This window comes from Stutzerimonas stutzeri, assembly GCF_000590475.1.
Taxonomy (GTDB): domain Bacteria; phylum Pseudomonadota; class Gammaproteobacteria; order Pseudomonadales; family Pseudomonadaceae; genus Stutzerimonas; species Stutzerimonas stutzeri_D.
The window spans coordinates 519,697-536,214 of record NZ_CP007441.1 but is presented as its reverse complement, the minus strand read 5'-3'; the positions used below and the strand labels follow the sequence as shown (position 1 = coordinate 536,214).

The following is a 16,518-nucleotide window of genomic DNA, read 5'->3' as shown; positions in this document are numbered from 1 at the left end:
GCAATGAAGAAAACCATATGGATCGGTGCAGCACTCATGCTTTGTGCTTTGCCCGGAATCAGCCAGGCCCGCGATACCACTCATTACCTGCCGTTCGATCAGGTGGTGGCCGAAGCCACCGCTTCCGGCAAGCTGGACGGCAGCGTGAAGTTCTACCTCGCGGGCAAGACGCCCAAGGGCGCGCAGATCATTCGCAGCGGCGTAACCACCAGCAAGAAGACAAACGCCTTCAACAAAACTGACGAAGGCGCATGCAGCTGGGCACTGCAATCGGCGCTGATCGGCATGCAGCAGGCCGCCAAGGCGGCCGGCGCCAACGCCGTGGTGGATATCGCCAGCAACTACAAGCACGTCGAGTACAAGGACAGCCAAAAATACGAATGTCACGCCGGCGCGATCATGGCGGGCGTGGCCATCAAGGGCAATCTCGCCAAGCTCAGGTAGTTCCTGTAGCGCCCGTGCCGTTGCGACGGCACTGGGCGCTATGACCCAGACTGAGCATTCCCGACTGTCGCCCGGCGCCGATGCCTGCCGAACGAATAACTGGACCCGCGAGTCAACAGAACAGACCCTTTAACCATTCAAGGAGCTGTCCATGTTCGACAAGTCGTCGCACAAGTTCGAAATCAACTACATCTTCCAGAACGACCCGCGCGTTCAAATCATCGAGTCCGACGAAGAGCGCATGTCGCAGGGCAGCGCCGCTCGGCACCTGATCGAGCTGCATAACGGCGATGCCGAGAACAGCCTGGTGATGCCCGAGGCGGGCGCCGATGAAGGCAAGCTGCTGGAGCAGGCCGAGGTCATCGGCATTACCGACATCCGCGTTACCAAGCTGGTCCATGAGCATAAGCCAGGTACCACGCCCGGACATTATCAGCAGCCCTGAACGGGCAGCCCAAACGAAAAGAGCCGCAACAAGCGGCTCTTTTCTTTGCTGGAGGACGCTATCAGCCGTGATAGCGAGCCGACAGTTCGTGCACAGACTCGATGAAGGCGCCGGCATGGGCCGGATCGACCTCCGGCGTGATGCCGTGGCCCAGATTGAACACATGGCCTTCGCCCGGGCCAAAGCTCGCGAGGATGCGCCCAACCTCGGCACGGATCGCCTCCGGCTTGGCGAACAGCACACTGGGATCCATGTTGCCCTGTAGCGCGACCTTGTCACCGACGCGAGCACGTGCGGCACCGATGTCGCATGTCCAATCGAGCCCCAGGGCCTCGGCGCCGCTCTCGGCCATCGACTCGAGCCAGAGCCCGCCGCCCTTGGTGAAGAGGATCACCGGCACGCGGCGACCGTCGTGCTCGCGGATCAGCCCATCGACGATCTTCTGCATATAGGCCAGGGAGAACTCCTGGTACGCCGCCGCCGACAGGCTGCCACCCCAGGAATCGAAAATCTGCACCGCCTGGGCTCCGGCCAGGATCTGCCCGTTGAGGTAGCCGATCACCGACTGCGCCAGCTTGTCGAGCAGCATATGCATGGCCTGCGGATTCTCGTAGAGCATCGCCTTGGACTTGCGGAAATCTTTCGAAGAGCCGCCCTCGACCATATAGGTCGCCAGGGTCCAGGGGCTGCCGGAAAAGCCGATCAGCGGCACGCGGCCGTTCAGTTCACGGCGGATGGTACGCACCGCGTTCATCACGTAGCCCAGATCCTTTTCCGGGTCTGGTATCGGTAGCGCCTCGATGTCAGCCATGTTGCTGACGACCTTTTTGAAGCGCGGCCCCTCGCCGGTCTCGAAATACAGCCCCAGGCCCATGGCATCGGGCACGGTAAGGATGTCGGAAAACAGGATGGCAGCATCCAGCGGATAACGCTCCAGCGGCTGCAGGGTGACTTCGCACGCCAGCTCCGGATTCCTGCACAGGCTCATGAAATCGCCCGCCTTGCTGCGGCTGGCCCGGTATTCCGGAAGGTAGCGTCCGGCCTGACGCATCATCCACACCGGGGTGACGTCGACAGGTTGCTTGAGCAGGGCGCGAAGGAAGCGATCGTTCTTCAAGGCAGTCATGTCTGGGTTCCAGCAAAAGAGTGGCGGCATTGTCGCAAAGCAGAAAACAAAAGGCACGGCGAGCGCCGTGCCTTTTATCTATGGGCCTCATTCTTGTCAGGCGGGCTTGGTACTGCAAACCGACGCAGGGTGGACGTCGTTTGTACCATCCACCATGAGACCGGTCGGTGGCTGCACAAGCGCGGTCATCCGACGAATCAGACCTCCAGGTAGTCCAGAATCCCCTCAGCCGCCTGACGACCTTCGAAGATGGCCGTCACCACCAGATCGGAACCGCGCACCATATCGCCGCCCGCGAAGATTTTCGGATTGCTGGTCTGGTGCTTGAACTGACCGATCTCAGGCGCCACGACACGACCCTGATTGTCGGTCTGGATGTTCTGGCCTTCGAACCAGTCGGCCGGGCTCGGCCGGAAACCGAAGGCGATGACCACGGCATCGGCCGGCAGCACTTCCTCGGAGCCCGGAATCGGCTCGGGGCTGCGGCGACCGCGCGCATCTGGCGCGCCGAGACGGGTCTCGACGACCTTGACGCCCTCGACCTTGCCTTCGCCGACAATGGCAATGGGCTGGCGATTGAAGAGGAACTTGACGCCCTCTTCCTTGGCGTTCTTCACTTCCTTGCGCGAACCCGGCATGTTCGCCGCGTCACGCCGGTAAGCACAGGTAACGCTCTTTGCGCCCTGACGGATGGACGTGCGGTTACAGTCCATGGCCGTGTCGCCACCACCGAGTACCACGACCTTCTTGCCCTTCATGTCGACGAAGTCTTCCGGCGACTTTTCGAAGCCGAGGTTGCGATTGACGTTGGCGATCAGGAAATCCAGCGCATCGTGGACGCCTGGCAGGTCCTCACCGGGGAAGCCGCCCTTCATGTAGGTGTAAGTCCCCATGCCCATAAACACCGCATCGTAGTCGGCCAGCAGCTGTTCGATGCTGATGTCCTTGCCCACTTCGGTATTCAGGCGGAACTCGATTCCCATCCCGCCGAAGATTTCACGGCGGCGACTAAGGACGCTTTTTTCCAACTTGAACTCGGGAATACCGAAGGTCAGCAAGCCGCCGATTTCCGGATTCTTGTCGAAGACCACCGGGGTCACCCCACTTCGCACCAACACGTCGGCACAACCGAGACCGGCCGGGCCGGCACCGATAATGGCGACCTTCTTGCCGGTCGGCTTGACCTTGGACATGTCGGGGCGCCAGCCCATGGCGAACGCAGTGTCAGCGATGTATTTCTCCACCGAGCCGATGGTGACGGCGCCGAAGCCGTCATTGAGCGTGCAGGCGCCCTCGCACAGACGATCCTGCGGGCATACACGTCCACAGACTTCCGGCAGGGTGTTGGTCTGATGCGCCAATTCGGCGGCAGCGAGAATATTGCCCTCGGAGACCAGCTTGAGCCAGTTGGGAATGTAGTTGTGAACCGGGCACTTCCACTCGCAATAAGGGTTGCCACAACCCAGGCAGCGATGGGCCTGCTCGCAAGCCTGCTGCGGCTTGAAGGGTTCGTAGATTTCGACGAACTCCTTCTTGCGCTGGCGCAGCAGCTTCTTCTTTGGATCCTTGCGCCCGACTTCGATGAACTGGAAGTCGTTATTCAGACGTTCAGTCATTTCCAAAACCTCTTAGCGGCAGCCGCAAGCCCAAGGCTGCAAGCTGCGTGACAATCACGGAGCGGGGCTGGCCTCGAACTCATGTCGAGGCTTGCCGCTTGAATCTGCTTTTTATTGGGGGTTGGCCCGAGTGGTCGACAGCAACGACGCCAGGTTGGCCGCCTTCGGCTTGACCAGCCAGAAGCGACGCAGGTAATCGTCGAGGTTCTCCAGGAGTTTCTCGCCCCATGCGCTGCCGGTTTCGGCGACGTACTCGCGCAGCACTTCTTGCAGATGGCTACGGTGGGCTTCCATCGCCTCACCCGTGATGCGCTGCAGGTTTACCAGCTCGTTGTTCACCCGATCGACGAAGCTGTTATCCATGTCGAGCACATAGGCGAAACCACCGGTCATGCCCGAACCGAAGTTGTAGCCGGTCTTGCCGAGCACGCAGACGAAGCCACCGGTCATGTACTCGCAGCAATGATCGCCGGTACCTTCAACGACCGCGTGCGCACCTGAGTTACGGACGGCGAAGCGCTCCCCTGCGGTACCACCAGCGAACAGCTTGCCGCCAGTGGCGCCATACAGACAGGTATTGCCGACAATCGCCGAATCCTGCGACTCAAATCCGCTGTTCTTCGGCTGAGTAACGACCAGCTTGCCGCCGGTCATACCCTTGCCGACATAGTCGTTGGCATCCCCTTCCAGATACAGGTGCAAGCCGCCAGCGTTCCAGACGCCGAAGCTCTGACCTGCCGTGCCCTTGAAGCGGAAGGTAATCGGTGCGTCCTTCATGCCCTGATTGCCGTGCACTCGCGCGATCTCGCCGGAAACGCGAGCACCAATGGAGCGGTCGCAGTTGCAGATATCCAACTCGAATTCGCCACCGCTCTTGGCGTCGATCGACGAACGCGCGAGCTTGACCATTTCTTCGGCCAGCAGGCCCTGGTCGAACGGCGGATTTTTCTCCACTTCGCAGAACTGCGGCTTATCGGCAGGAATGTAATCGCTGCCGAGCAGAGGCGTCAGATCCAGATGGTTCTGTTTGGCGGTCTCGCCTGGCAGCATTTCAAGCAGATCGGTACGCCCAATCAGGTCCTGCAGGCTGCGCACGCCCAGCTTGGCCAGCCATTCACGGGTTTCCTCAGCGACGAAGCTGAAGAAGTTGACCACCATGTCGACAGTCCCGATGAAATGGTCCTTGCGCAGCTGGTCATTTTGCGTGGCGATGCCCGTGGCGCAATTGTTCAGATGGCAAATACGCAGATATTTACAGCCCAGCGCGATCATCGGCGCCGTACCAAAGCCGAAGCTCTCAGCGCCCAGGATGGCCGCTTTGACCACGTCGAGACCGGTCTTCAGGCCACCATCGGTCTGTACCCGGACCTTTCCACGCAGGTCATTGCCGCGCAGGGTCTGGTGTGTTTCGGCCAGGCCGAGCTCCCAGGGCGAGCCGGCATAGCGAATAGAGGTCAGCGGTGAAGCACCGGTGCCGCCGTCGTAGCCGGAAATAGTGATCAGATCCGCATAAGCCTTAGCGACCCCGGCGGCAATGGTGCCGACGCCAGGTTCAGCCACCAGCTTGACCGATACCAGTGCCTTGGGATTGACCTGCTTGAGATCGAAAATCAGCTGAGCCAGGTCTTCGATCGAGTAGATGTCATGATGCGGCGGCGGTGAAATCAATGTAACGCCGGGCACGGCATAACGCAGCTTGGCAATCAGGCCGTTGACCTTGCCACCGGGCAGTTGGCCGCCCTCGCCGGGCTTGGCGCCCTGGGCAACCTTGATCTGCAACACCTCGGCATTCACCAGATATTCCGGCGTCACGCCGAAACGGCCAGTCGCCACCTGCTTGATCTTCGAGCTGCGGTTGGTGCCGTAACGCGACGGGTCTTCCCCACCCTCTCCCGAGTTGGAACGCGCGCCGATGCGATTCATCGCCGCCGCGATGGCTTCGTGGGCCTCCGGCGACAGCGCGCCGAGCGAGATGCCGGCCGAGTCGAAGCGTTTGAGGATCTGCTCCAGCGGCTCGACCTCTTCGAGCGCCAGCGGCTGGTCCGATACTTTAAGCTTGAGCAGGTCACGCAGCATCGCCACGGGACGCTGGTCGACGAGCGCGGTGTATTCCTTGAAGCGGTTGTAGTCACCCTCCTGCACCGCGACCTGCAGTGCGGCCACCACGTCGGGGTTGTAGGCGTGATACTCGCCGCCATAGACGAACTTCAGCAGGCCGCCTTGCTGGATCGGCTTGCGTGTACTCCAGGCTTCTGTCGCGAGCGCTTTCTGTTCGGCTTCCAGATCAGCGAAACGCGCACCCTTGATACGGCTGGCGACACCGCGGAAGCTGACGTCGACGACCTCATCGGCCAGCCCGACGGCTTCGAACAGCTGCGCACCGCGGTATGAGGTGATGGTCGAGATGCCCATCTTCGAGATGATCTTCAGCAGGCCCTTGGAGATGCCCTTGCGGTAGTGCTTGAACACTTCGTAGAGATCGCCCAGCACCTCACCGGTGCGGATCAGATCGCCGAGCACTTCGAACGCGAGGAAGGGATAGACCGCCGTCGCACCGAAGCCGATCAACACGGCGAAGTGATGCGGATCACGTGCAGTCGCCGTCTCAACCAGAATGTTGCAATCGCAGCGCAGGCCGGTCTCGATCAGACGATGATGCACGGCACCTACGGCCAGCGATGCATGCACCGGTAGCTTGCCTGGCTGGATTGCGCGGTCGCTGAGAATCAGCATGACCTTGCCGCTGCGCACGGCTTCCTCGGCCTGATCAGCAATATTGCGAACCGCGGCCTGGAGGCCCAGGGACTCGTCGTAATTGAGGTCGATCAGATGCCGCTCGAAGCCCGGACGGTCGAGTTCCATGATCGTCCGCCATTTTGCAGGGGAGATCACCGGCGTGGTCAGGATCGCGCGGTTGGCGTGATCGGCGGTTTCTTCGAAGAGGTTACGCTCGGCACCCAGGCAGGTTTCCAGCGACATCACGATGGATTCGCGCAACGGGTCGATCGGCGGATTGGTCACCTGCGCGAACTGCTGACGGAAGTAGTCGTACGGCGAGCGCACCCGGCGCGATAGCACGGCCATGGGCGTGTCGTCGCCCATCGAGCCCACCGCTTCCTGGCCCTGTTCGGCCAGCGGGCGCAGCACCTGGTCACGCTCTTCGAAGGTGACCTGATACATTTTCATGTATTGCTTGAGCTGGTCGGCGTCGTAGAAGGCCGAGCCGTGATCATTATCGTCCAGGGTCGACTGGATACGCAGCGCATTCTGGCGCAGCCACTTCTTATACGGATGCTGCGACTTCAGACGGTTGTCGATGTCATCGGTATGCAGGACCTGCCCCGTTTCGGTATCCACCGCGAGGATCTGCCCCGGACCCACACGTCCCTTGGCGATAACGTCTTCCGGCTTGTAATCCCATACACCGACTTCGGACGCAAGGGTGATGTAACCATTGGTCGTGGTCACCCAACGCGCCGGACGCAGACCGTTTCGGTCGAGCAGGCAGACCGCATGGCGACCATCGGTGAGCACCACGCCAGCCGGACCATCCCACGGCTCCATATGCATGGAGTTGAATTCGTAGAAGGCTCGCAGGTCGGGATCCATGGTTTCGACGTTCTGCCAGGCCGGCGGAATGATCATGCGCAGACCACGGAACAAATCCATCCCGCCGGAGACCAACAGCTCCAACATGTTATCCATGCTCGAGGAGTCGGAGCCGGTGCGGTTGACCAGTGGATCGAGGCTTTCCAGGTCCGGCAGCAGCTCGTTAGCGAATTTCAGCCGACGCGCCTGGGCCCAGTTGCGGTTACCGGTAATGGTGTTGATTTCGCCGTTGTGGGCGAGAAAGCGGAACGGCTGCGCCAAGGGCCATTGCGGCATCGTGTTGGTGGAGAAACGCTGATGGAATACGCAGATGGCGGTCGCCAGACGCTCGTCGCCGAGATCAGGATAGAACTGCGCCAGATCGGCCGGCATCATCAGGCCTTTGTAGATGATGTCCTTGTCGGAAAAGCTGCAAACATAGAATTCCTTGTCGCCAGCCAGCGCAACTTCGGCACGGCGGCGCGCAAAAAACAGCTTGATACCGAACTCGCGCTCAGACAGCCCTTCAGCCGAGACGAACACCTGTTCAATGCGTGGCAGGCGCTCCAGTGCCAGACGACCCAACACGGCGGTATCGACCGGAACCTCGCGCCAGCCGACCAGCGTCAGCCCTTGGGCGGCTATCTGGTCGTTGAGCTGTGCCCTGGCCGCTTCCGCCTTGGTCGCGTCCTGGCTGAGAAAAATCATGCCGACGGCGTATAACGCAGGGAGCTGGACATCGAAATGCTGCTTGGCCATGGCACGCAGGAACGCGTCGGGCTTCTGCATCAGCAGACCACAGCCATCGCCCGTTTTGCCGTCGGCGTTGATGCCGCCGCGGTGAGTCATGCAGGTGAGGGATTGAATAGCGGTCTGAAGCAGGTGATGGCTTGCCTCGCCCTGCATGTGGGCGATCAGACCGAAGCCGCAGTTATCCTTGAACTCTTCAGGACGAAACAGACCTGCTCTCATAGGCACTCCACCAGCTAAATGCGTTGTAAATCAACCCCTTATTGACGGCGCACGGAACCGCCCCGTCATACACGTGGGCAAAAGGGGGAGCAGTTTACAAAGCCCGGTAGAACGACACAATTTTATTTTCACAAGCCCCAAAAAGGTGCATTGCGCACCTTTTTGGGGCAGGAATTAGCGCGCCTGCGAGATTTCCTGTTGAACACTCGCGAAACTCCGAGCCCAAGGCTTGCCTGCCTTCAGCGAGGCCGGCAGCGCCTTGATGGCTTCCAACGCAGCATTTCGGCTGGGGAAACTGCCATGAGTGACAACATACAGCGGCTTACCCTCATGCTGCTTGACGAAATACCTGAAGCTATTGCCGCGTTGTTTCACCAACGCCTCAGCATTACTCCGGGTACGCGTTCCCAGCACTTGAACCAAGTAGTTGGTTTTAGGCTGACTGGCGTACCAATCTGCCGCAGGCGCAACCGCAGCGGGCTTCGCGACAACTTGCCGCGCCGGCTCTCGCGACACTTCGGACGGCAGGACCGGTTCGGTTGCCGAATTCTGCACAGGGGCGGGACTCCCAGCTTCAGCAGGTGCCTGGCTTTCGTCGCGCGCCGGGTCGCCGTTCACTGCCGACTCTTCTATCAGCGCACCCGACGAATCATCCGTCTCCGCACTACCGGCTGCAGCAAGGGGTTCGCGAATAAGCGGCTGCTCCGGCTGGGGCGGAACGAGATCAAGCGCCGAACCCTCACGCTCGCCGAGCTCAATGGATGACGGTTCCTGTGACGGTGAAGCAGATCTTCCCGCATCCAGCGGCAAGCTGGCGGTGGTAGGCGCCATAGATTGATCGCTCGAGTCACGCATGAGCAGCGCAATCACGACGACACAAACGACCGCAGCCAAGGCCAACACGTGCTTCATCGGCAGCGGCAAGCGCCATCCAGCCGACTTTCGATGCGCCTTGGAATGCTGCATAGCATCGAGAAGCTCATCGCGGGCCGCTTGATTGATAGCACCAGGCCAGCCACCAGAATTTTCGTGGATGTGGACAATCTGCTCTTCGCTGAAGCAGTCCAGCCCACCCCCGGCACCTTCAAGGCGCAACGCCAGATATTCACGGGTCTCGTCTTCCTCGTAGGGCTGAAGCGCGATCACATGGAAGCGCTCCTCCCCCTCAACCAGCGCCTCCAGACGATCTACCAACGCATGCTCACCGAACAGAAACACATGCGGTCGGCCTTGTGGGCTGCCCTGAGCCAATCGCAACAATGTTTCGACAGCAGCACCAGTAAGCCGCTCGGCATCGTCGACCAGCACGTAGACCTCTTGGCCGGTCAGTGCCAATTGGATGATCTGCGCCATAATCGATTCGAAGTCGGCGTCTTGGCTGCCAAGCGCCTGTGCGATTTGCTGCAAGACGGCATTCGAATCAACGGTTTCCTGCGGCGAAACAACCACGCTCTGAACAGCCTGTTTGTTGCTGCTCGCAACAAGCGCTTGGCGCACGAGTGTCTTGCCGCTCCCTTCGGGCCCGGTTACTACCAACAGCAACTGACTGTAGCGAGCAAGATGGTGCAATTGCCCCAGCACCGGCTTGCGCTGAGCCGGGAAGAACTTGAAGCCAGGCACGCGAGCAGCGAAAGGATCATGACTGAACCCGTAGTGGTTCAGATACGAATCGTCGGCGGACAAACTGGTCATGGAAATCTCTTAGGTTCTTGACTCTTGCGTAAGCGCGTCGTAATTGACGTTCAATGTGGCTTCCAGCATCTCGCGTGGGAAGTCGCTGGTGACCACGGCCTCGCCCAGTCGTTTGAGCAGCACCAGCCTCAGCTGCCCGTCCAGGACCTTCTTGTCGACTGCCATATGCTGGAGAAAATCCTCGGCGCGCATGTTGATCGGAGGCACAACTGGCAAACCGGCTCGCGACAGGAGGCGCACGGCACGGTCTCGCTCACCGACAGTGATCCAGCCCAGCTGTCGAGACATCTCAAGCGCCATGACGGTGCCGGCCGATACCGCCTCACCATGCAACCAGGCACCGTATCCCTGGTGGGTCTCGATGGCATGACCGAACGTATGCCCAAGATTGAGCGTTGCGCGAATACCCGACTCTCGCTCATCTGCACCGACCACACGCGCCTTGGCCGCGCAGGAGCGCCGTATCGCTTCGGTAAGCGCCGCTTGGTCCAGCCCGCGGAGCTTGTCGATATTCTCCTCGAGCCACCCCAGGAACGGCTCGTCGCAGATCAGACCGTATTTGATGACCTCAGCCAGGCCAGCCGACAGCTCTCGCGCCGGCAGCGTTGCCAGCGTAGAGGTGTCAATCAGTACTGCTTGCGGCTGGTAGAAGGCACCGACCATATTCTTGCCGAGCGGATGATTGATCCCTGTCTTGCCACCGACCGAGGAATCGACCTGGGACAGGAGCGTTGTCGGTACCTGGATGAAATCGACGCCACGCTGATAGCTAGCGGCCGCAAAACCGGCCATATCGCCAATCACTCCGCCACCCAGCGCGATAATTGTTGTGTTGCGGGCGTGCCTGGCTGTCAACAGCGCGTCGAAGATCGACTGCAGCGTCTGCCAGTTCTTATATGACTCCCCATCAGGAAGCACGATCGGAGTGATGACGTATTCGGCGAGACTGCGTGAAAGACGCTCAAGGTAGAGCGGCGCGACGGTTTCGTTGGTGACGATGGCGACTTGCTTGCCACGGATATGGCGGGACAACAGCTCACCGCGATCGATGAGCTGCTCGCCAATAAGGATCGGATAGCTACGCTCGCCGAGATCGACATGTAGAGTCTGCATAGGGCCCCCACGCTTAAAGGGAGCTAGGATAGCGCAGAACGCCCCAGGCTTTCACGAGGCGTAAAGGATTGAAGCTGATCGAGAATTTCGACCACCACCAGACGCGGGGGACGCTCATCCGTTTGGATGATTATGTCCGCGACCTCTCGGTACAGAGGATCCCGTACAGCCATCAGACTCGTAAGCGTCTCGCGAGGATTGGGTTTTTGCAGTAACGGACGATTACGGTCGCGAGAGGTGCGGTCGAGCTGTTGCTCGACCGAGGTGCAAAGATAGATCACCCGACCACCAGCGCGTAGTTCGTCGCGATTGTCCTTCCGCAACACCGCACCACCACCGGTTGCCAGCACGACGCTCTGCATCTGACACAGGTCCATGATGACAGCGTGTTCTCTTTCGCGAAAACCCTGCTCACCCTCGACATCGAATATCAGCGGAATGCTGGCACCGGTGCGCTGCTCGATCTCCTTGTCGGAATCCCGAAACGGAAGACGAAGCTCCTTGGCGAGCAAGCGCCCGATAGTGCTCTTGCCAGCACCCATCGGGCCCACGAGAATGATGTTTTTCACCGAGTTAGCGATTCACTGCAATGGCCTGGTGATTCAGGATACGCGGTGTGAGGAAAATCAGCAGCTCAGATTTGGCGTCCGACACAACGTCGCGCCGGAACAGCCGCCCTACGTAAGGCAAGTCACCTAGGAACGGAACCTTGTCGACAGACTGGGTTTGCGTATTGGAGAACACACCACCAATAACTACGGTCTCGCCATCAGCAACCAACACCTTGGCGTTGACCTCGTTCTTGTTGATTGGCGGCACGCCGTTTACGGCACGACTGAAATCCGCCGCGTCCTTGGTCACCTTCACCTCAAGAATCACGCGATTATCTGGCGTGATAAGCGGCGTGACTTCCAGCGAAAGAGCAGCCTCTTTGAACGAAGTAGATGTCGCACCGCTGGAGCTGGCTTCTTGATATGGAATCTCTGAGCCACGAAGGATCTTGGCGGTCTCTTTATCGGCAGTCATTACTTTCGGCTGCGACACGATTTCCCCGTTCCCAGTCTTTTCCATTGCCGAAAGCTGCAGATCTAAGATGAGATTATTAGTGATGAAACCAATGCCGAGGCCAGAGGTGCTGTTCGCGACACCCAAGTCAACGAAGGGCACCGGCGCAACGCCGTCACTAGCGGTAAAGTTCCCGATAGTGTCGGTTCCTGGCAAATAAGCACGACCCGTATCTGAATCAAAGGTGGTAGCGCCGTCCTTACCATAAACCGCTGCGTTGCCTGAGGTGAAACTCCCCCCCCAACGCACGCCTAACGCTTTGTCATAATCGACATTGGCCTCCACAATCCGGGCCTCGATCATTACTTGGCGGACCGGAATATCCAATTGAGTGACGATGCGACGTAGCTCGTCAAGGCGCTCTTGAGTCTGATAGGCAATTATATTATTTGTGCGATCGTCAACAGCGATAGAGCCTCGATCATCTGCCTGCCCCGAACTGTTGGTAACCGTTTGGAATAGCTTGGCAATGTCGGACGCCTTGGCATAGTTCACCTGAACTACCTCGCGACGTAGCGGCGCAAGTTCAGCAATTTGGCGCTTCGACTCCAATTCTTGCCTTTCACGTGCCGCGATCTCATCGGCTGGCGCAACAAGCAAGACGTTTCCAACTTGCCGCTTATCGAGCCCCTTAGTTTTCAGCACCAGATCAAGCGCTTGATCCCACGGTACGTTTTGTAAGCGCAGAGTGATATTGCCTTGGACAGTATCACTGGCAACAAGATTTAGATCAGTGAAGTCGGCAATTAGCTGCAGCACGGAGCGTACGTCGATGTCCTGGAAGTTCAGTGACAGCTTCTCACCCGAATAAACAAAGCGCTCTGCTTTACGCTTTTCGATATCAGCCTCGCTTAGTGGCTTGACGCTGACGGTCAGCTTGTCATCAGCCTGATAAGCTAGATAGTCATAGCGCCCGCTCGGCTCGATAGAGATACTTGCATCGCCCGACTTGCTGGTTGCGTCAACGAACTTGACTGGGGTTGCGAAGTCCTGAACGTCCAGACGGACACGCAAGGAGTCGGGCAACTGCGTTTTGGCAAACGTGACCCGAATCTTCCCACCCTGCTCTTCGATGCTCGGACTGATGGATGGATCAGACAGGCTTATGACTATATTGCCTGCGCCATCCTCGCCGCGCCTGAAGTCGATGTTGTCGATAGCGTTCGCCCGGGCCAGCTTTTCCTTCGTCATAGGAATGACTGGCGCCGACGAAGCTGCGGACACGGGCTCTGTAGCAGAAGCGCTTTCGCCAAGCACGACAAATACATTACTCCCGTCGACTCGGGTCGAATAAGGGACCAGAGACGTGAGGTTGACGATAAGCCTCGTGCGCCCCTGGGCCTCGACTACCGTCACACTCCGTGCATTACCAACGCCGAGCTCGCGATTTTTGGACGTCAGCTTGCTGGAAACACCTGGCAGATCTAGAGCGATGCGAGCTGGCTGGTCGAGCGTATATCCGCGCGGGGCAGGCACCGGCTCGTCGAACGTCATCTTCAGCTCAACGCGGTCTCCGGGTAGCGATGCGACATCGAGGGAATTAAGATTTGCGGCCAGTAGCGCGGGCGAAACAATCGCCGCCAGCAAAGACAAGCCGAGACGAGAGAGAGTGGTATTCATAAAAGGCTTCCGTTGTGCAGACCGGTATAGGTTTTCCATTTTTGCCATGACTCAGGAGCGCTCTTTCAAGGTCAGGCTACGCGGGCGCTCAAGCCACCCACCCTCTCCGTCCGGAACGATTTCAAGCACATCCACCTCGGCCTCGCTGATTTCAACGATACGGCCATGGTTGCGCCCCAGATAGTCACCGACCTTGACTCGGTGAACCCCGTCGCCGCCTTTGATCAAAGCGTACTTACCCGCATCGTTGGTCAGTGTGCCGACCATGACGAAGTTTTCGATATTGAATTGTTCGAGGAACTGCTTGATGCGCGTTTCGTCAGGGCGGATATCTTTCGAGCCCTTCTGCCGCTGGGCCAAATCAATCTTCATCGGGGGCTGAAATGGATGTCGCAGTGATGACGCGCTATAGGTAAAGGCCTCGTACGGCAAAAATGCGGGCAACGGCTCAATCGAGCCTTTCGGCTTGGCGCGCACCTCGTCCATGTACGAACGCAGATCGTCAAAATCTCCGCTGTCGCCACATCCGGTCAACAACGCCAAGCCCATGCTCAGCGCGATAAGTCGGGCTCCATTCATTTCTGCAGCCCCTTGTCGTTATAGCGATAGGTCTTGGCCAGGATGCTCATGTGCAGCTTGGAGGAGGAATCCTTGCTCTGAGGCTTTATCTCAAAATCATGCAGGGTAACGATCCGTGGCAAACTCGATACGCCGCTGACGAACGTTGCAAGATCGTGATATCCACCGACCACCTTGATCTGTATCGGCAGCTCGATATAGAACTGCTGGGTCACTTCCGGCTGCAATTTGATCTCTTCGAATTCCAGCCCACTGCCCAGGCCAGTGCGCGTGATGTCTTCGAGCAAACCCGGTACTTCGGTGTCGCTCGGCAACTGACGCAGCAAGGCACCAAACGACGCCTCCATCTCCACCATTTGCGCCTTGTACGCGTCCAAATTCGCCGCCTGAAACGCCTTCGTGGAGAATTGCTGTTTTAGCGTTTCTTCCTGCGCTTGCTGTTGCTCCAAACTGACCTGCATGTCGCTGAGGTAGAAGTAGTAGCCAGCTCCGAGCACCAGCATCATCAGCAGTATGGCGGCGATCATCTTTACCGCAGCGGGCCAAGAGCCCAGGTTGTTCATGTCCAGGTCGCTCAGGTCGACGCTACGTAGACTCTCCAGGGAGTTCGCCAGACTCATGGCTTATCTCCTTCGACTGCCGCAGTCGGCTGCGTCTGCTGGACCGTTAGCTGAAACACGTTTTCTTGGTCGACCGCACCCGCCGTGATGGCCTTCACTTCGTTCAGGTTTGGCGCTTCCAGCCATTCAGATCCATCCAAGTTGCGCATCAGGTTAGAGACCCGGTTGTTGGATTCCGCGCCACCGATGATGGCGATGTTCTTGCCCGTCATTTTCAATCCGGTGAAATACACGCCATCGGGAAGCGTTCGTACCAGCTGATCGAAAACCCTCCCGATAATGGGTCGGTTGCCCTGCAGGTCCTGGATGATCTTCATACGCTCAAGCAACTGCTGCCGGCGCTCACGCAGTTCTTTGATTTCCGCGATGCGTGTATCCAGCACGGCGATTTCTTTTCGGATGAAGTCATTTCGCGCGTTCTGCCGCTCGATAGCATGAGTGAAATACTGATCCGCGAGGAACAGCAGGCCCACCGCCAAGACAGCCACACCTGCGAGCGACACCAGAAAGCGCTGCTTACGCTCCTCGCGGAGCTGCTCGCGCCAAGGTAATAGGTTGATCCGGGCCATCAGTCGAAACTCCTCAAGGCCAACCCGCAGGCAATCATCAGGGACGGCGCATCACTGGCGAGCGCGCCAGCGTTGACCTTGCTACTCAAAGCCATATCGGCAAACGGATTGGCGACTAAAGTCTGGGTTCCGATTTTCTGCTGAATCAATCGGTCCAGCCCCGGGATCGAGGCCGTTCCGCCAGCCAAGAGGATGTAGTCCACGTCATGAAACTGCCCGGCCGCAAAGAAGAACTGCAGCGAGCGCGACACCTGCTGAACGACTGCCTCTTTGAACGGCTGCAATACTTCGCTGTCATAGTCGTCCGGGAGGCCTCCCTGCTTTTTAGCCAGGCCAGCCTCTTCCATCGACAGTCCATAGCGACGCTGAATTTCCTCGGTCAGCTGACGCCCACCGAACAGCTGCTCTCGGGTATAGATCGTGCGACCGTTATGCAACACGCTTAGCGTGGTCATGGTCGCACCGATATCGACTAGCGCGACGGTCAGCTCATCGTGGCCAACACCCAATTGGGGCGCCAGCAAACCGAATGAACGTTCCAGCGCATACGCTTCGACATCGACAACCTTGGCCGTCAATCCTGCCAAGGCCAGAGCCGCCTCGCGGATCTCTACGTTTTCCTTGCGGCATGCCGCCAGCAACACCTCGTCGCGACCCGGAGAACGTGCGGCGGATCCCTGAACCTCGAAGTCGATAGCAACCTCTTCCAGCGGGTAAGGGATGTACTGATCCGCTTCGATCTTCAGTTGATTTTCCAGCTCATCGTCGCTCAGCCCGGCATCCATTTCGATGCTCTTGGTGATGACCGCCGAACCGGAAACCGCAACTGCGGCGGACTTGACTCCGGTTTTCGCTTTAGCCAACAACCGAGACAGAGCCTGCCCCACACCCTCCAGCTCAGCGATGTTCTTTTCCACCACAGCGTTGGGCGGAAGCGGCTCGACCGCAAACGACTCAACCCGATATCGAGAGCCTGAGCGGCTTAATTCGAGCAGCTTAACGGACGTCGAACTGATGTCGATCCCAAGCAGCGTATTCGCTTTCTTAGTGAAGAGCCCTAGCACGGCCG

General features: G+C 58.9%; 13 protein-coding genes. 2 read left to right on the top strand and 11 right to left on the bottom strand.

The annotated features are described in order from the left end of the window. Positions 1–3: 3 nt before the first annotated feature. Together CH92_RS02490 and CH92_RS02485 are read left to right on the top strand one after the other, a co-directional pair. Positions 4–444, top strand: coding sequence for a hypothetical protein (locus CH92_RS02490; protein ID WP_025240224.1), 441 nt, complete (start codon positions 4–6; stop codon positions 442–444). A 151-nt stretch (positions 445–595) separates the two neighbouring features. Next, the gene (locus CH92_RS02485; protein ID WP_025240223.1) at positions 596–889 is read left to right on the top strand and encodes a hypothetical protein; all 294 of its coding nucleotides are present in this window, start codon (positions 596–598) and stop codon (positions 887–889) included. A gap of 61 nt (positions 890–950) precedes the next feature. On the opposite strand, the gene hemE is transcribed toward CH92_RS02485, so the two are convergent. The 11 genes from hemE to CH92_RS02430 all read right to left on the bottom strand — a co-directional run bounded on the left by hemE (position 951) and on the right by CH92_RS02430 (position 16,513). Further along, the gene (hemE, locus tag CH92_RS02480; protein WP_025240222.1) at positions 951–2,015 is read right to left on the bottom strand and encodes a uroporphyrinogen decarboxylase; all 1,065 of its coding nucleotides are present in this window, start codon (positions 2,013–2,015) and stop codon (positions 951–953) included. A 197-nt stretch (positions 2,016–2,212) separates the two neighbouring features. Then, positions 2,213–3,631 carry an FAD-dependent oxidoreductase gene (locus CH92_RS02475; RefSeq protein WP_025240221.1) on the bottom strand — a complete coding sequence of 473 codons (1,419 nt, stop codon included), beginning with the start codon at positions 3,629–3,631 and terminating at the stop codon, positions 2,213–2,215. Positions 3,632–3,742: 111 nt separating this feature from the next. Beyond that, positions 3,743–8,191, bottom strand: a complete 4,449-nt coding sequence (gltB, locus tag CH92_RS02470; RefSeq protein ID WP_025240220.1) for a glutamate synthase large subunit — start codon at positions 8,189–8,191, stop codon at positions 3,743–3,745. Between the two features lie 174 nt (positions 8,192–8,365). Further along, a complete protein-coding gene (locus tag CH92_RS02465) occupies positions 8,366–9,883 on the bottom strand; it encodes an AAA family ATPase (RefSeq protein ID WP_025240219.1) in 1,518 nt (505 codons plus the stop codon). Positions 9,884–9,892: 9 nt separating this feature from the next. Beyond that, the gene (aroB, locus tag CH92_RS02460; protein ID WP_025240218.1) at positions 9,893–10,996 is read right to left on the bottom strand and encodes a 3-dehydroquinate synthase; all 1,104 of its coding nucleotides are present in this window, start codon (positions 10,994–10,996) and stop codon (positions 9,893–9,895) included. A 23-nt stretch (positions 10,997–11,019) separates the two neighbouring features. Then, positions 11,020–11,565: a shikimate kinase AroK gene (aroK, locus tag CH92_RS02455; RefSeq protein WP_025240217.1), complete on the bottom strand. Its 546-nt coding sequence runs from the start codon at positions 11,563–11,565 to the stop codon at positions 11,020–11,022. A gap of 4 nt (positions 11,566–11,569) precedes the next feature. Next, complete coding sequence (gene pilQ, locus CH92_RS02450; protein WP_025240216.1) at positions 11,570–13,681, bottom strand: type IV pilus secretin PilQ; 2,112 nt, start codon at positions 13,679–13,681, stop codon at positions 11,570–11,572. Positions 13,682–13,732: 51 nt separating this feature from the next. Beyond that, positions 13,733–14,260 (bottom strand): type 4a pilus biogenesis lipoprotein PilP, encoded by a 528-nt coding sequence (pilP, locus tag CH92_RS02445; RefSeq protein WP_025240215.1) that lies wholly within the window; start codon positions 14,258–14,260, stop codon positions 13,733–13,735. Then, positions 14,257–14,880: a type 4a pilus biogenesis protein PilO gene (gene pilO / locus CH92_RS02440; protein WP_025240214.1), complete on the bottom strand. Its 624-nt coding sequence runs from the start codon at positions 14,878–14,880 to the stop codon at positions 14,257–14,259. The genes pilP and pilO overlap by 4 nt, the downstream gene beginning before the upstream one ends. Further along, complete coding sequence (pilN, locus tag CH92_RS02435) at positions 14,877–15,449, bottom strand: type 4a pilus biogenesis protein PilN (protein WP_025240213.1); 573 nt, start codon at positions 15,447–15,449, stop codon at positions 14,877–14,879. Before pilN ends, pilO begins: the two co-directional genes overlap by 4 nt. Continuing rightward, entirely contained in the window at positions 15,449–16,513 is a 1,065-nt protein-coding gene (locus tag CH92_RS02430; RefSeq protein WP_025240212.1) for a pilus assembly protein PilM, read from the bottom strand. The genes pilN and CH92_RS02430 overlap by 1 nt, the downstream gene beginning before the upstream one ends. Positions 16,514–16,518 lie beyond the last annotated feature (5 nt).

What these genes read in the sequence shown, in the direction of transcription:
- CH92_RS02490 (WP_025240224.1), top strand. Translation starts at nt 4, where the DNA reads ATGAAGAAAACCATATGGATCGGTGCAGCACTCATGCTTTGTGCTTTG.
- CH92_RS02485 (WP_025240223.1), top strand. Translation starts at nt 596, where the DNA reads ATGTTCGACAAGTCGTCGCACAAGTTCGAAATCAACTACATCTTCCAG.
- hemE (WP_025240222.1), bottom strand. Translation starts at nt 2,015, where the DNA reads ATGACTGCCTTGAAGAACGATCGCTTCCTTCGCGCCCTGCTCAAGCAA.
- CH92_RS02475 (WP_025240221.1), bottom strand. Translation starts at nt 3,631, where the DNA reads ATGACTGAACGTCTGAATAACGACTTCCAGTTCATCGAAGTCGGGCGC.
- gltB (WP_025240220.1), bottom strand. Translation starts at nt 8,191, where the DNA reads ATGAGAGCAGGTCTGTTTCGTCCTGAAGAGTTCAAGGATAACTGCGGC.
- CH92_RS02465 (WP_025240219.1), bottom strand. Translation starts at nt 9,883, where the DNA reads ATGACCAGTTTGTCCGCCGACGATTCGTATCTGAACCACTACGGGTTC.
- aroB (WP_025240218.1), bottom strand. Translation starts at nt 10,996, where the DNA reads ATGCAGACTCTACATGTCGATCTCGGCGAGCGTAGCTATCCGATCCTT.
- pilQ (WP_025240216.1), bottom strand. Translation starts at nt 13,681, where the DNA reads ATGAATACCACTCTCTCTCGTCTCGGCTTGTCTTTGCTGGCGGCGATT.
- pilP (WP_025240215.1), bottom strand. Translation starts at nt 14,260, where the DNA reads ATGAATGGAGCCCGACTTATCGCGCTGAGCATGGGCTTGGCGTTGTTG.
- pilO (WP_025240214.1), bottom strand. Translation starts at nt 14,880, where the DNA reads ATGAGTCTGGCGAACTCCCTGGAGAGTCTACGTAGCGTCGACCTGAGC.
- pilN (WP_025240213.1), bottom strand. Translation starts at nt 15,449, where the DNA reads ATGGCCCGGATCAACCTATTACCTTGGCGCGAGCAGCTCCGCGAGGAG.